We start from the raw sequence: 14,407 nt of genomic DNA on the forward strand, positions 1-14,407 counted from the left end.
AGCCTCCTTCCGTCGTCACCGTCACCGTGGACGTCACCCTCGACGTCACGCGAACATCATCCGAACCTCACCCGTCGCCGCCCGTTCGTCAACCCGCCGCCCCCCGGTACCCCGGGGCGGACGTGCGCGCGGGGCGGCGAGTCGGTATCCAGGGGGACATGGCCGTGATCGTCGCGTTGGGCGCGTTCCTGATGACCCTGGCGGGCGGATGGACGGCACAACGCGTCACCGACCGCCGCCACCTCGTGCTGGGCCTGGCCGGCGGGCTGATGCTCGGCGTCGTCGGCCTGGACCTGCTCCCGGAGGCCCTGCACGCGGCGGGCGACGAGGTCTTCGGCGTCCCGCTCGCCCTGCTGCTCTTCGTGGCCGGGTTCCTCGTCGCGCACGTCGTGGAACGCCTGCTGGCCGTACGCCGGGCCTCGCACGGCGCCGAGGACGGGGCCCGCGCCCCCGAGGTGGGGCTCACCGCGGCCTCCGCGATGGTCGGCCACAGCCTCGCCGACGGGGTCGCGCTGGGGGCGGCCTTCCAGGTCGGCGGGGGCATGGGCGTCGCCGTGGCGCTGGCCGTCATCACCCACGACTTCGCCGACGGGTTCAACACGTACACGCTCACCAGCCTTTACGGGAACGACCGCCGCAAAGCCGTGCTGATGCTCTTCGCGGACGCGCTGGCCCCGGTCGTGGGCGCGGCGTCCACTCTGCTGTTCACCCTTCCGGAGGAACCGCTCGGCGCGTACCTCGGCTTCTTCGGCGGGGTCCTGCTCTACTTGGCCGCCGCCGAGATCCTGCCCGAGGCGCACCACGAACACCCCGCCCTGTCCACGCTGATGTGCACGGTGGGCGGGGTGGCCGGCATCTGGCTGGTGGTCGGCCTCGCGGAGTGAGTTCACGGACGGCCCGCGGCCGCCCGCGCGAAGCGGCGGGCGACGGACGGCTCCGCCGCCCAGTGCGTGTGCAGGTAACTGGCGTGCACGCCCTGCTGTACGAAGCCCTCGACCCGGCGCTCCGGGTGCGTGAACCCCCACGCGGGCGCCGCCCCGGCACCCGGTTCGATCACCGTCCGGTGGAACTCGTGCCCCCGCAGCCGGGTCCCGGCCGGCGCGAGCGCGCTGTCGGACACCGCCACCGCCTCGCGGTAGCCCAGCGTGAGGCGCTCCGACATCCGCGCGTCGGCGTCGAGCACCCCGCACATGGGCTTCCCGTCCAGCGACCGCCCCAGGTACAGCAGCCCGGCGCACTCGGCGGCCACCGGGCCGCCCGCCGCGGCGAAGGACGCCACCGACCGGCGCAGCGCCTCGTTGGCGGACAGTTCGGGCGCGTACACCTCGGGGAAGCCGCCGCCGATCACCAGACCGCCGGTGTTCTCGGGGAGTACCTCGTCCCGCAGCGGGTCGAAGACCACCACCTCGGCGCCCGCCGCGGTGAGCAGTTCCGCGTGCTCGGCGTACGAGAACGTGAACGCCGGTCCGCCCGCGACGGCGACCACCGGCCGCCCGCCGCGGAGCCCGGGCACGGCGTCCGCCGAGCCCGCCGCGGTCCCCGGTCCGGCAGTGGTCGCCGGACCGCCCGTACCCGTACTCGTGCCCGCACCCGCACTCGCCACGGCATCCGACGGCGACCAGGGCTCGCAGTGCAGCGGCGGGGCCGTCCGGGCCAGGGCCATCAGGGCGTCCAGGTCACAGCCCCGGCGCACCTGCTCCGCCAGCGCCGCCACCGAGGCCAGGGCGTCCGCCCGACGCTCGGCGACCGGGACCAGCCCCAGGTGCCGCGAGGGCGCGGCCACCTGCGGGGCCCGGCGCAGCACGCCGAGCACCGGCATCCCGGCCTCCTCCAGCGCCTCCCGGAGCATCACCTCGTGCCGGTCGGAGCCGACCTTGTTGAGGATCACGCCGCCCAGGCGCACCTGCGGGTCGAAGGAGGCGAAGCCGTGCACCAGCGCCGCGACCGACCGCGACTGCGAGGAGGCGTCGACGACCAGCACCACCGGCGCCCGCAGCAGCTTCGCGACCTGCGCCGTCGACGCCAGCTCGCCCCGCCCGGCGGCCCCGTCGTACAGCCCCATCACGCCTTCGACCACCGCGAGGTCGCACCCGGCGGCCCCGTGCGCGAACAGCGCCGGCACCAGGTCCGGCCCGCACATGAAAGCGTCCAGGTTGCGCCCCGGCCGGCCGGTGGCCAGCGCGTGGTACCCGGGGTCGATGTAGTCGGGCCCGGCCTTGTGCGGGGACACGGCGAGGCCGCGCTCCGCGAAGGCCGCCATCAGGCCCGTGGTCACGGTGGTCTTGCCGCTCCCGGAGGACGGAGCGGCGATGACCAGCCGCGGTATGCCGAGCGACGTCACCACTCGATGCCCCTCTGGCCCTTCTGGCCGGCGTCCATCGGGTGCTTGACCTTGGTCATCTCGGTGACCAGGTCCGCGAACTCGACCAGCTTCTGCGGTGCGTTGCGCCCGGTGATGACCACGTGCTGGGTACCGGGGCGGCTGCGCAGCACCTCGATGACCTCGTCGACGTCGATCCAGCCCCAGTGCATCGGGTACGCGAACTCGTCGAGGACGTACAGCTTGTGCGTCTCGGCGGCCAGGTCGCGCTTGACCTGCTCCCAGCCCTCCTTGGCCGCCTGCTCGTTGTCGAGCTGGGCGTCGCGCTGGACCCAGGACCAGCCCTCGCCCATCTTGTGCCAGACGACGGAACCGCCCTCGCCGGAGGCGCCGAGCACCTTGAGCGCGTTCTCCTCGCCGACCTTCCACTTCGCCGACTTGACGAACTGGAACACCCCGATCGGCCAGCCCTGGTTCCAGGCGCGCAGCGCCAGCCCGAAGGCCGCCGTCGACTTGCCCTTGCCGGGGCCGGTGTGGACGAAGACGAGCGGACGGTTGCGGCGCTGGCGCGTCGTGAGTCCGTCGTCCGGAACGACGGACGGCTGTCCCTGCGGCATTACGCGGCCCTCCTGTTGCTGCTCTGCGGTGTCGAAGCGGTGGTCACGGCGGTACGTACGTCCTTCACGAGCCCGGCCAGCGAGTCGGCCCGCAGCCCGTCCAGGGTCACGGCGGGCGCTCCCAGATCGGCGGCCAGCACCCCCGCCAGTCCCAGCCGGACCGGCCCGGACTCGCAGTCCACGACCACGGAGGTCAGGCCCTCGGCCGCCAGCAGCCGGGCCGCGCGGCCCGACAGCTCGCGGGGCGTGTCCCCGGGCGGCCCGCCGCCGAGCCCGCCCGCCGAGGTGGCCCGCCCGTCGGTGACCACGACCAGCAGCGGCCGCCGCGAGGGATCCCGCAGCCGCTCGATCCGCAGCACCTCACGGGCCTTCAGCAGACCGGCGGCCAGCGGGGTGCGGCCGCCCGTCGGCAGCCGCTCCAGGCGCGCCGCGGCCGAGTCGACCGAGGAGGTCGGCGGCAGCGCCAGCTCGGCGCCGGACCCCCGGAAGGTGATCAGGCCGACCTTGTCGCGGCGCTGGTAGGCGTCCAGCAGCAGCGACAGTACGGCGCCCTTGACCGCGCTCATCCGCTGCCGGGCCGCCATGGAACCGGAGGCGTCGACGAGGAAGAGGACGAGGTTCCCCTCGCGGCCCTCCCGCGTCGCCTGCCGCAGGTCGTCCTTGCGGATCACGAGCCCGCGCCCGCTGCGCCCGCGCGCCTTCTGGTGAGGGGCCGCCGCGTGCACGGTGGCCGCCAGGTGCAGCTTCGTCAGCTGGCCCCGGGGCCGCTGGGCGCCGGTGGTCCGGCCGTGGGCGGTACGGGCGCGCGAGCGCCGTCCGGCCGCGCCCTCGCCGAGGCCCGGCACGCTCAGCACCTTGGTGCGGAACGGCTCGGCGGCGCGTACGGCCGCCTGCTCGGGCGCGGCGTCGGCCGCCCCGGACGACCGCGGGTCCTCGGGGGCGTCCTCCGGCTGCGCCCCGGGGGCGTCGTGCTCACCGGCCGGGTCCTGCTGCCGCTCGGGCGCCTCGGGGCCGCCGTCCCGCGGCGGAACACCGCCGTCCCCGCCCCCGTCCCCACTGTCGCCGTCGTCGTCGGGACCCCCGTTGCCGGGACCGCCGTCGTCCGGGCCCCCGTCCTGCGGGGCGCCGTCGTCCGGGCCCTCCGGCTCCGGCTCGTCGTCCGGGAAGCCGTCCAGGATGCGGTCCAGCATGTCCTCGTCCAGGCCCGGTGCGTCGAAGGGGCTGCGGCGGCGCCGGTGGGGGAGGGCCAGCAGGGCGGCCTGCCGGACGTCCTCCTTGCGCACCTCGGTCCGGCCGGCCCAGGCGGCCAGCGCGGTCGCGGTCCGCGCCATCACGATGTCGGCGCGCATCCCGTCGACCTCGAACCCGGCGCACACCGCCGCGATCCGGAGCAGCGAGCCGTCCCCGAGCACCACCTTCGGCAGCAGCGTCCGCGCCGCCACCACGCGGGCCCGGACCTCGTGCTCGTCCCCGGCCCAGCGGTCCGCGAAGCCCGCGGGATCGTCCTCGTACGCGAGCCGGCGGCGCACCACCTCGACGCGCAGGGCGGGCTCGCGGGAGGCGGCGACCTCCACCGTCAGGCCGAACCGGTCCAGGAGCTGCGGGCGCAGCTCGCCCTCCTCCGGGTTCATGGTCCCGACCAGCAGGAAGCGGGCCGCGTGCCGCACGGAGACGCCCTCGCGCTCGACGTACGAGGCGCCCATCGCGGCCGCGTCCAGCAGGAGGTCGATCAGGTGGTCGTGGAGGAGGTTGACCTCGTCGACGTAGAGGATGCCGCGGTGGGCGTCGGCCAGCAGGCCCGGCTCGAAGGCCTTCACGCCCTCGCCGAGGGCCCGTTCGATGTCGAGGGCGCCGACGAGCCGGTCCTCGGAGGCGCCCACCGGCAGCTCCACCATCCGCGCGGGCCGGTCCCCGCCGGGCCCCGCCTCGTGGGGGCCGTCCGGGCAGACCGGGTCCGGCGCGGCGGGCGCGCACGAGAACCGGCACCCGGGCACGACGTCCACCCGCGGCAGCAGCGAGGAGAGCGCGCGCACGGCGGTGGACTTGGCGGTCCCCTTCTCGCCGCGCACGAGCACGCCGCCGACCGCCGGGCTCACGGCGTTGAGCAGGAGCGCCAGCCGCAGGTCGTTCTGGCCGACCACTGCGGTGAACGGATAGGGCGTGCTCATCGGTTGCTCACTCCTTCTAGGGATATGTGCGGCACAGGGAGGGTGAGGGCGCGGACCGCTGCCGCGCCCGGCGCGCGGTCGCCGCGGCCCGTCACGGCGCGCCCGGCGGCAGGAACGGCAGCCCCGCCGGGGCTCCGTCCTCGATCAGCCGCAACAGCGCGCCGGTGTCGGCGTGTTCCTCGATCAGGTCGCCCAGCAGGTCGAGCTGCTCCTCGCGGAGCACCCCGAACGACGTGTCCGGAGCCGGGACGAAGCGCCGCCCGGCGGCCGCCGCGACCTCGCGCAGGAACGCCCGGCGGAAGCCGTCCGACTCCAGCGAGCCGTGCCAGTGGGTCCCCCACACGGACCCGACCCGGCACCCGTCCAGGAACGGCTCCCCGCCCAGCACCTCGGCCACGCCGTGGTGGATCTCGTACCCCTCGACCGGCTCGCCGAGCGCCGTGCCCACCGGCCGGGCCAGGGTCTTCTCCCGCTCGAAGCGGACGCGTACGGGCAGCAGGCCGAGGCCGTCCACCGCCCCGGCCCGCGATTCGACCTCGTCCTCGATGTGCTCGCCGAGCACCTGGAATCCGCCGCAGATCCCCAGCACCGGCCGGCCGCCGGCGGCCCGCCGTACCAGCGCGTCGGCGAGGCCCCGCTCGCGCAGCCAGGCCAGCGCCTTCACCGTGCCGCGCGTACCGGGTACGACGACCAGGTCCGCGTCGGCCAGCTCCTCGGCCCGGTCCACGAACCGCACCACGACCCCCGGTTCGGCGGCGAGCGCGTCCACGTCCGTGAAGTTCGACATCAGCGGCACCGCGCACACCGCGACCCGCAGCACGTCCTCACCGACCGGCGGCGCCACCACCGGCTCCCGGACCGTGCCGCGCAGCGAGACCCGCAGCCCGTCCTCCTCGTCGATGCCGAGACCGTGCCGGAAGGGCAGCACCCCGTACGTCCGGCGGCCGGTCAGACCGCGCAGCATCTCCATGCCGGGCTCCAGCAGCGACACGTCACCCCGGAACTTGTTCACCATGTACCCCGCGATCAGCGACTGGTCCTCCGGGGACAGCAGCGCCGTCGTCCCGAAGAAGGACGCGAAGACCCCGCCCCGGTCGATGTCCCCGACCACGACCACCGGGAACCGCGCGGCCCGGGCGATCCCCATGTTCACGATGTCGGTCCGGCGCAGGTTGATCTCGGCCGGACTCCCCGCCCCCTCGCAGATCACGGCGTCATACGTGCCCCGCAGCTGCTCCAGGCAGTCCGTGACGACGCCCAGCAGCTGTTCCCGCCGCCCGCCCTGCTGCGCCGTCCCGGGGGCCGCGCCCCCGGCCGTCCCGAAGAAGCCGCGGGCGCTCATCTCGCCCACCGGCCTGCCCAGCAGCACCACCTGGCTGCTCTGGTCACTGCCCGGCTTGAGCAGCACCGGGTTCATCAGCGCGGTCGGCTCCACGCGGGCGGCCTGCGCCTGCATCGCCTGGGCGCGCCCGATCTCCGCGCCCTCGCGGGTCACGAAGGAGTTCAGCGACATGTTCTGCGCCTTGAAGGGCGCCACCTTCACGCCGGTGCGGGCCAGCCAGCGGCAGATGCCCGCCGTGACCACGCTCTTGCCCGCGTCCGACGTCGTACCGGCGACCAGCAGTCCGCCGCCGCGCTTCGCGCCGCTCACGGGCGACCTTTCCTCGTACGGGAGATGGGGGAGACGGGGGAGGTGTGCGAGCCGCGGGAGGTGCGTGCGGCCAGTGTCCGGGCGGCCACGCAGGCCCCCAGCGCCAGCCAGGTCACGTTCCGCGACAGCCGGACCGCCCGCTCGATGTCCGCGACCTCGACGGGCCGGCCCACCGCGCCGTTCAGCACGGCCCGGTGCTCGACACGGCCGCCGTACGCGAGGGTGCCGCCCAGGCGCACGCCGAGGGCCCCCGCGAAGGAGGCCTCGACGGGACCGGCGTTCGGGCTGGGGTGCCCGGCGGCGTCCGCGCGCCAGGCCCGTACGGCCCCCCGCCGGTCGGGGCCGGCCAGGACGGCGGCGAGCGCGGTCAGCCGGGCGCCCGGCCAGCCCGCCACGTCGTCGAGCCGGGCGGAGGCCCAGCCGTAGCGCAGGTGGCGGGGGGACTTGTGGCCGACCATCGCGTCCAGGGTGTTCACGGCGCGGAAGGCCAGCAGCCCGGGGACCCCGGCGACGGCTCCCCACACCAGGGCCCCGACGACCGCGTCGGAGGTGTTCTCGGCGACGGACTCCACGACGGCCCGGGCCATTTGCTGCTCGTCCAGGGCCTGCGGGTCGCGCCCGCACAGGTGCGGCAGCCGCTTCCGGGCCGCTTCGGCGTCCCCGGCGGCCAGTGAACCGCCGATGGCGCGGGCCTCACGGCCCAGCGAGGTGCCGCCCACGACGGCCCAGGTGGCGGCGGCGGTCAGGGCGATGCGCGCGGCGGCGGGACGGGAGCGCACGGCGCGGGCCCCGAGGACACCGACGGCGGTCGCCGCTCCGGCGCACACCAGGGTGTGCAGGACGCCCCGGGCGCGGTCGTCGCGCCACAGGGCGCGCTCGACGGCGGCGGCGGCCCGTCCGAAGGCGGCCACGGGGTGCCCGCGGCGCGGATCCCCGAGGATCCGGTCGCCGATCAGGCCCGCCGCGGCGCCGTACGCGAAGACGCGGTCGGCACGCATGATGGAAGACATGTCCTCACTCAGGGTCCGCGCCCTGGTTCGACGTGACCGGCGGCGAGAGTTCCTGGCTCCCGGGCCGCACTCGTTCGAGTGCCCCGGTGACAGTGGCGGGACCGCGCCGGATTCGCACCGGCTTCCTCTCCATGCCGCCGTAATGGCTCGGGCAGTCCACCACGCACTGCGAAGGCCCGTCAACTCGCCGTTGACCTGCGATGGGGCCGCGACCGGGGGCCCGACGGCGCACGCGGGGGACGTACGGCCCGCGCACGGCGCACGGCGGACGGCGCACGGCATACGGCGTACGGCCGGTCATGCGAAAGCTCCCCCCGGGAGAAACCCGGAGGGAGCCCTCGCGCACCGTGTCCGACGGATCAGGCGACGATCAGGTAGATCCCGTACGCCACGGCCGCCGTGACGAGCGCGAAGCAGGCGTACGCCCCGCTGCGGGCCAGGGTGGCGCTGCCGCCCTGCTCGGTGGCGGCCTCGTGCTTGGACAGGCCCACCAGGCCCAGGGTGAACAGGGCCACGAGGGCGACGGTGGCGGAGAGGCTGACCCCGAAGACGGAGCCGAGTGCTTCCCAGTCGATCTTCATACTGCCGTTCCTCTGCAGATCTCGGTCAGACCGCGGCGGCCGGAGCCGCCGGGGTCGTCGTCGCGGCCGGGATGGTGGCCCGGAGGTCGTCGTCCGCCACGGTCGCCGCCGCGGCCGCGGCGGCGGCGGTCGGCGGGACGGTGACGGCGGCCATGGCCGTGGTCACGACACCCGGCTCCGGCTCCGCGGCGCCGGCCGGCTCCACCTCGTTGACGTTGTTGTGGTCGACGACCTGGCGGCGCGAGATGATCCAGATGGCGAAGCAGGAGGCGACCAGGAAGACCGTGACGCCGGCGATGCCGATGTCACCGGTCCGCATGACCAGCTCCGCACCGGCCGCGACCAGGGCGGCGGCCGGCAGGGTCAGGCCCCAGGCGATGAACATGCGGGTGGCGGTGGACCAGCGGACCACGCCGCCCTTGCGCCCCAGACCGGCACCCATGACGGCGCCGGAGCACGCGTGGGTGGTGGAGAGGGAGAAGCCGAGGGACGAGGAGGCCAGGATGACGCTCGCCGCGGAGGTCTGGGCGGCGAAGCCCTGCTGCGGCTGGAGGTCGGTCAGGCCCTTGCCCATGGTGCGGATGATGCGCCAGCCGCCCAGGTAGGTGCCCATCGCGATGGCCAGGCCGGCGGACACGATGACCCAGACCGGCGGGTTGGCGCCGGCGGGCAGCGCGTTGCCGGCGACGAGCGCCAGCGTGATGATGCCCATCGTCTTCTGCGCGTCGTTGGTGCCGTGCGCGAGGGAGACGAGGCCGGCCGAGGCGATCTGACCGGCGCGGTAACCCTTCGCGGAGGTCTTCTCACCGACCTTGTCGCCGAGCTTGTAGGTGACCTTCGCCGCCAGCAGCGCGGCCAGGCCGGCCACCAGCGGAGCGGCGATCGCGGGGATGAGCACCTTGGTGAGGACGACGCTGCCGTTGACCGCGCCCATGCCGGCCGAAGCGACCGCGGCGCCGATCAGGCCGCCCATCAGGGCGTGCGAGGAACTCGAGGGCAGGCCGACCAGCCAGGTGACGAGGTTCCAGAGGATGGCTCCGACCAGGGCGGCGAAGATCACCTCTGGCTGGATGCCTTCTTCGTTGACCAGGCCCTTGGAGATCGTCTTGGCGACCTCCACGGACATGAACGCGCCGACGAGGTTGAGTACGGCGGACATGGCCACCGCCGTCTTGGGCTTGAGGGCGCCGGTCGAGATGGTGGTGGCCATCGCGTTGGCCGTGTCGTGAAAACCGTTCGTGAAGTCGAACACGAGAGCGGTGATGATCACGATCCCGAGGAGAAGCGTTATGTGCTCCATTTACCCAGGCTTCTGTTTGACGTCAGTGGTTCGGCGACCGTAGGCAACCTGGATGAACGGAAGATGAACTGACCCCGGCGGAGCGGTGTACTGGTGCGCTACCCGATCGGACTCTTCATCCCGATTACGGACTAGATACATCGATTAATGCACGTCAAAGCCGGGTGAATGCGCGCCTCCGCCAACCGGGCCGCCTGCCCCGGACGGCCGTCCCGTCACTCGGAAGAGAGCTAGGTCACTCCGCCCCGGCCTCCGCGAGCAGACGCCGCGCCGCTCGCGGAGCGACCGCCTCCGGTGGCCCCCCGGAGTCCGGGCGCCGACACTGGAGCCGTGCGTACCGCCACAGCGACGGCAGCGGCCGTCACCACCACGCTCCTGGGCGCCGGAGCGGCCGCGGTCGCGGCCGGCCGGTACGCCGCCGACGCGGCCCTGCGGCCCGAACCCGGGCGCCCCCTGCCCGGCGGCCCCCGGCTCAGCGTCCACTCCACCGCCCCCGGGCGGGTCGAACTGACCCGGTCCCTCGGCTCCCTGCGCCCCGGAACATACGGCCTGGACGCCCCCGGCGTGCACGCCGTCGTCGGCCCCGTCCTCCCCGACGCCCCGCACGGCCCCGACACCGTGGTCCGCCGGCTCGTCGCCGTCACCCACGGCAGCCTGGACCCCGGCACCCGGGTCACCCTCACCCCCCAGGTCCACCTCGGGAACCCGCGCACCGCGCTCGGGCTCGACCACGCCGACGTGGACGTCCCCGGGGAGCTGGGCGCGCTGCCCGCCTGGTTCGTGCCCGCGGCCCGGGACACCTGGGTCATCACCGTGCACGGGCTCGGCAGCGGCCGCGAGCACCCGATGGTGGTCATGCCCTTCCTCCACCGCCACCAACTGCCCGTCCTCGACCTCGCCTACCGGGGCGACCTCAGTGCCCCCGCCCCGCCCGACGGCCTCGGACACTTCGGCGAATCGGAGTGGCGGGACCTGGACGCCGCCATCCGCTACGCCCTGCGCTACGGCGCCCGCCGCGTGGTCCTGCACGGCTGGTCCACCGGCGCCGCCATGGCCCTGCGGGCCGCCGAGCGCTCGGCGCTCGCCGACCGGATCTCCGGGCTGGTGCTGGACTCGCCCGTACTCGACTGGCGCTCGACGCTGCGCGCGCTGGCGGCCGCGCGCCGCATCCCGGCCGCGGTGCTCCCGCTGGCGGTCCGGGCCGCCGAGAGCCGCGCCGGGCTGAGCGCCGACCGGCGGCCGCCGGGCGCCGACCCCGGCGCGCTGCGCGTCCCGGTCCTGGTCTTCCACGGTCCCGACGACACGCTCGCCTCCTGGGAACCCTCCCGGCGGCTCGCCGCCGCCCGCCCAGACCTCGTCACCCTGCACACCGTGGCCGGGGCCGGGCACGGGGCGATGTGGAACGCCGACCCGGCCCGGTACGAGGAGGCCCTGCGCCGCTTCCTCACCCCGCTCGTGTGAGCGCGCCTCGCCTGCGCCTCACCTGAGCCTCCTGTGAGGCACCGTCATGTGAAGGCCGTGTGGCAGTCGGGGTACGTCGGGTGGCTTGTCCGGGTCTGTTCCCCGGGCCGGTGGCCGTAGGGGCTGGTTCCGTTTGGGCTTTCGGCCAGTCACGGGCGAGACTGCTTCCGTGACGTCCCGAAAGCCTGATGAGCAGTTGGCTCGCGACTCCAGACTCCGACTCGTCTCCCCGCGTTCCGTCGCCGCGGCCCGCAAGGCGGTGACCGACCGGCGGACCAGAACCGCCCCGCGGCCTCCGGCCGGTACGCCCGCCACGGCGGACCTCGCGAACCGGGCCAGGGCCTCGCTCGCCGACGCCGTGCGCCTGACCCGCTGGGCCGAGCTCAACCTCGGAGCCGGTGACGGCGGCCGCCCCGCTCCCGCAGGCGCGCTGCCGGCCTCCGACGTCGAACGGGCCGCCGGGGAACTGAACCTGACCCACGGCCAGATCCGGGTCGGCTGGGACCGCGCCCGGCTCGCCGGCCTCGTCGAGGTGCACGGCGGCCACGCCCGCCCCGGCTGGCGGCTGCGTGCCTGGGACCGCGACGACACCGCCGTACTGCGCGGCTGGGTCGCGCTCTTCGACGCCTGGTCGCTGGTCCACCCGGCCCCCGCCGACATCGCCCCCGCGGCCGTCGCCGAGGTCGTCGAGGCGATGCCCCAGCTCCTCTCCCTCCTCCAGCTGTCGGCCGGCCCGGTGACCGTGCCCGATCTCCTGGACCTGCTGGGACAGCGCGTCACCGAGCTGCGCGACGAGCGGTGCGAGGTCCCGTACGGCGCGGAATCCGGCGCCGCGCCGGCCGACCGGGTCCCCGGACCCGCCCCCGTGCCCGCCGCCGAGAGCCGTCCCGTCCCGCTCGCCCGGCTGCTGCGCTGGGCGCTCGGCGGGCTCGCCGCCGTGGACGCCGTCACCCTCGGCCCCGCCCGGGCCACCCTCACCCCGCTGGGGAGCTGGGCCGTCTGGGTCAAGCTGGAGCAGATCTGCGTCGCCGCGCAGAGCCCCGCCGGGAACATCGAGCAGTCCGCCGCCGCCATGCTGCACGGCTGCGCCCGCCTCACCCCGGGCCCGGCCCGCGCCGAGTACAGGGCCTGGCTCGCCGCCCGTCCCGTCGGCCACGCGGTCAGCGAGCTCCTGCACGCCGCCCGGGGCGAGGACGCGCTGCTGCGCGGCCTCGCCTTCGAAGCGCTGCGCGTGGTCGGAGCCCCCGCGGAACCCGAGGTCCGCGCCGCGGTCCGCGAGGCCGCCCTGCGGCCCTACGCCCTGCTCTGGCTCGCCGAGCACGACGGGGTCGACCCGGACGAGGCCCAGCACGTGCTCACCGCCGAGGAGTCGACCTGGCTCTGGGTCGACACCGCGGCCGCCATCGCCGACCACGGCGAGGCGGAACTGCTGGCCCGCCACCTCGACTCGGCCGTACGGACCACCGTTCCGCGGCTGCTGGACGAGGTCCGCGCGGTCGGGCACCCGCGCACCGTGCAGGTCCTGGTGGCGCTGGCCGCGGCCCACCCCGACCCGGCGCTCGCCAAAGCGGTCCGCCGGGCCGCGTTCCAGGTGCACACCGGCGGCGCGTAGCCCCACCCGCGCGGGGGAGCGGGCCGGAGCCGGAGCGCGTACGCGCCGGAGCGGACGCGCCGCGGGTGTCAGACCTGCGGCGCGTACGTACCGAAGCTCCAGACGTTGCCCTCGAGGTCCCGGGCCATGTAGTCCCGCGAGCCGTAGTCCTGGTCGGTGGGCTCCATCAGGATCTCCACGCCGTGCTCGACGGCCCGCCGGTGGTGGCCGTCCACGTCGTCCACCACCACGTAGACCCCGGTGGGGCCGGCGCCTTCCATGGCCTTGTCGAAGGCCCCGCCCCGGCCCTTGCTGCCGAGCATCACGGCGCCGCTGCCGTACGACAGCTCGGCGTGCGCCACCGTGCCGTCGTCCCCCTCGTACACGGCGACCTGGTGGAACCCGAACGCCTCCGTCAGCTGCCGGATCGCCGCCTTGGCGTCGCGGTAGAGCAGGGTCGGACAGATCGACGGAACGCCTGCCATGACGATCACTCCCTCTCACTGGTGCATGTCATCGGCCGTGAATGTGACCCACGGCACAGCATGGCAGGCGCCGCCGACAGTCAGCGGAAGGTGTTGCACTGGGCCATGTCCCCGGTCCGGTAGCCCTGGTAGAACCACTGCTGGCGCTGCTCGGCCGACCCGTGCGTCCAGGACTCGGGGGTCACCCGGCCCTGGAACTTCTCCTGGATCCGGTCGTCACCGACCGCGGCCGCCGCGTCCAGGCCGTCCTTGATGTCCTGGTCCGTCAGGCTCGTGATCAGCGGCCGGCCCGTGGACTCGTCCGGGGTCTTCGTCGCGTTGTGCGCCCACACCCCCGCGTAGCAGTCCGCCTGGAGCTCCACCTTCACCGCGTTGCTGTTCGCGCCCTGCTGTCCGTCCTGGGCCCGCTGGAGCGTGCCGGTCAGGTTCTGGATGTGGTGCCCGTACTCGTGGGCGACGACGTACGCCTGGGCGAAGGGGCCGCCGCTCGCCCCGAACTTCGTCCGCAGCTCGTTGAAGAAGCCCAGGTCCAGGTAGACCTTGCGGTCCGCGGGGCAGTAGAAGGGGCCGACCGCGGAGGTGGCCGACCCGCAGGCGGTGCCCACGCGGCCGGTGAAGAAGACCGTCTGCGCCGGGCTGTACTGCCCGCCGCGCCGGGTGAACTCCTGGCTCCAGAAGTCCTGCGTGCTGTTGACCACCGCGACCAGCCTGCAGTCCTCCCGCGCGTTCGCGTCCTGCCCCGTCCTGCAGGCCTGCTGCACCTGGTTGACGGAGGACGCCGCCGGGTCCGGCTCCTCGTTCCCCGAGGACAGCCCCAGCTGCTCGGGGCCCACGCCGAAGAGCAGCCCCATGATCAGCGCGATGACGCCGACGATGCCACCGCCGACCGTGGCCCGTCCGCCGGGGATGCGGCTGCCGCGCACATCGCTGACCTCGGAGGTGTCCAGATTGGCGTTGTCGTCGAACTGCATCCCGCACCGCCCTCGCATCCACGTGCCGTGTCCGCCCTTGCGGCGAGTATCAACCTGTTCATCCTGATACGCGCACCGGTCGGCCGGTGCGTTCCCTGGGCCGAACGGGGGACGCGGCGGACCGGGCGCCCGTAGCCCGCATGCCCGGAAAGTAGTTGCGGACCCCCGGTAGAATGGTCCTCATGGCAAATCTCCTCGCGGATTAGCGGCGTCGAAGCATCGCGTCCTGCCCCCCTTCCGCCGTCCACACCG

The 14,407-nt window shown here is 74.8% G+C and carries 12 protein-coding genes and 1 riboswitch; of the genes, 3 read left to right on the forward strand and 9 right to left on the reverse strand.

Annotation, left to right across the window (positions count from 1 at the left end; translation table 11 throughout):
- The first annotated feature begins 158 nt into the window (after positions 1–158).
- A complete protein-coding gene (locus OTB16_RS22800; RefSeq protein WP_267722390.1) occupies positions 159–884 on the forward strand; it encodes a ZIP family metal transporter in 726 nt (241 codons plus the stop codon).
- A 2-nt stretch (positions 885–886) separates the two neighbouring features.
- Here OTB16_RS22800 and OTB16_RS22805 read toward each other — a convergent pair whose 3' ends face one another.
- The 7 genes from OTB16_RS22805 to OTB16_RS22835 form a co-directional block, all read right to left on the reverse strand.
- Positions 887–2,344 carry a cobyrinic acid a,c-diamide synthase CobB gene (locus tag OTB16_RS22805; protein ID WP_267722392.1) on the reverse strand — a complete coding sequence of 486 codons (1,458 nt, stop codon included), beginning with the start codon at positions 2,342–2,344 and terminating at the stop codon, positions 887–889.
- Complete coding sequence (cobO, locus tag OTB16_RS22810; protein ID WP_267722393.1) at positions 2,338–2,937, reverse strand: cob(I)yrinic acid a,c-diamide adenosyltransferase; 600 nt, start codon at positions 2,935–2,937, stop codon at positions 2,338–2,340. The genes OTB16_RS22805 and cobO overlap by 7 nt, the downstream gene beginning before the upstream one ends.
- Complete coding sequence (locus tag OTB16_RS22815) at positions 2,937–5,105, reverse strand: putative cobaltochelatase (RefSeq protein WP_267722394.1); 2,169 nt, start codon at positions 5,103–5,105, stop codon at positions 2,937–2,939. The genes cobO and OTB16_RS22815 overlap by 1 nt, the downstream gene beginning before the upstream one ends.
- Positions 5,106–5,196: 91 nt before the next feature.
- Entirely contained in the window at positions 5,197–6,756 is a 1,560-nt protein-coding gene (locus OTB16_RS22820) for a cobyric acid synthase (protein ID WP_267722395.1), read from the reverse strand.
- Positions 6,753–7,754: a cobalamin biosynthesis protein gene (locus tag OTB16_RS22825; RefSeq protein WP_267722505.1), complete on the reverse strand. Its 1,002-nt coding sequence runs from the start codon at positions 7,752–7,754 to the stop codon at positions 6,753–6,755. Before OTB16_RS22825 ends, OTB16_RS22820 begins: the two co-directional genes overlap by 4 nt.
- A gap of 37 nt (positions 7,755–7,791) precedes the next feature.
- A riboswitch (cobalamin riboswitch) is annotated at positions 7,792–7,941 on the reverse strand.
- A gap of 184 nt (positions 7,942–8,125) precedes the next feature.
- Entirely contained in the window at positions 8,126–8,347 is a 222-nt protein-coding gene (locus tag OTB16_RS22830) for a hypothetical protein (protein WP_267722397.1), read from the reverse strand.
- A 25-nt stretch (positions 8,348–8,372) separates the two neighbouring features.
- Positions 8,373–9,647, reverse strand: a complete 1,275-nt coding sequence (locus tag OTB16_RS22835) for an inorganic phosphate transporter (protein ID WP_267722398.1) — start codon at positions 9,645–9,647, stop codon at positions 8,373–8,375.
- Positions 9,648–9,977: 330 nt separating this feature from the next.
- Here OTB16_RS22835 and OTB16_RS22840 point away from each other — a divergent pair, with 330 nt between their 5' ends.
- A complete protein-coding gene (locus OTB16_RS22840; protein WP_267722400.1) occupies positions 9,978–11,108 on the forward strand; it encodes an alpha/beta hydrolase family protein in 1,131 nt (376 codons plus the stop codon).
- A gap of 169 nt (positions 11,109–11,277) precedes the next feature.
- Positions 11,278–12,720 carry a hypothetical protein gene (locus OTB16_RS22845; RefSeq protein WP_384132395.1) on the forward strand — a complete coding sequence of 481 codons (1,443 nt, stop codon included), beginning with the start codon at positions 11,278–11,280 and terminating at the stop codon, positions 12,718–12,720.
- A 68-nt stretch (positions 12,721–12,788) separates the two neighbouring features.
- Here the strand turns inward: OTB16_RS22845 and OTB16_RS22850 are convergent, their stop codons facing one another.
- Positions 12,789–13,184, reverse strand: coding sequence for a VOC family protein (locus OTB16_RS22850; RefSeq protein ID WP_267722402.1), 396 nt, complete (start codon positions 13,182–13,184; stop codon positions 12,789–12,791).
- Positions 13,185–13,264: 80 nt separating this feature from the next.
- Positions 13,265–14,155 (reverse strand): KPN_02809 family neutral zinc metallopeptidase, encoded by an 891-nt coding sequence (gene ypfJ / locus OTB16_RS22855; RefSeq protein ID WP_267722404.1) that lies wholly within the window; start codon positions 14,153–14,155, stop codon positions 13,265–13,267.
- Between the last annotated feature and the right edge of the window lie 252 nt (positions 14,156–14,407).

The sequence above is a fragment of the Streptomyces antarcticus genome (assembly GCF_026627255.1).
GTDB lineage: Bacteria > Actinomycetota > Actinomycetes > Streptomycetales > Streptomycetaceae > Streptomyces > Streptomyces antarcticus.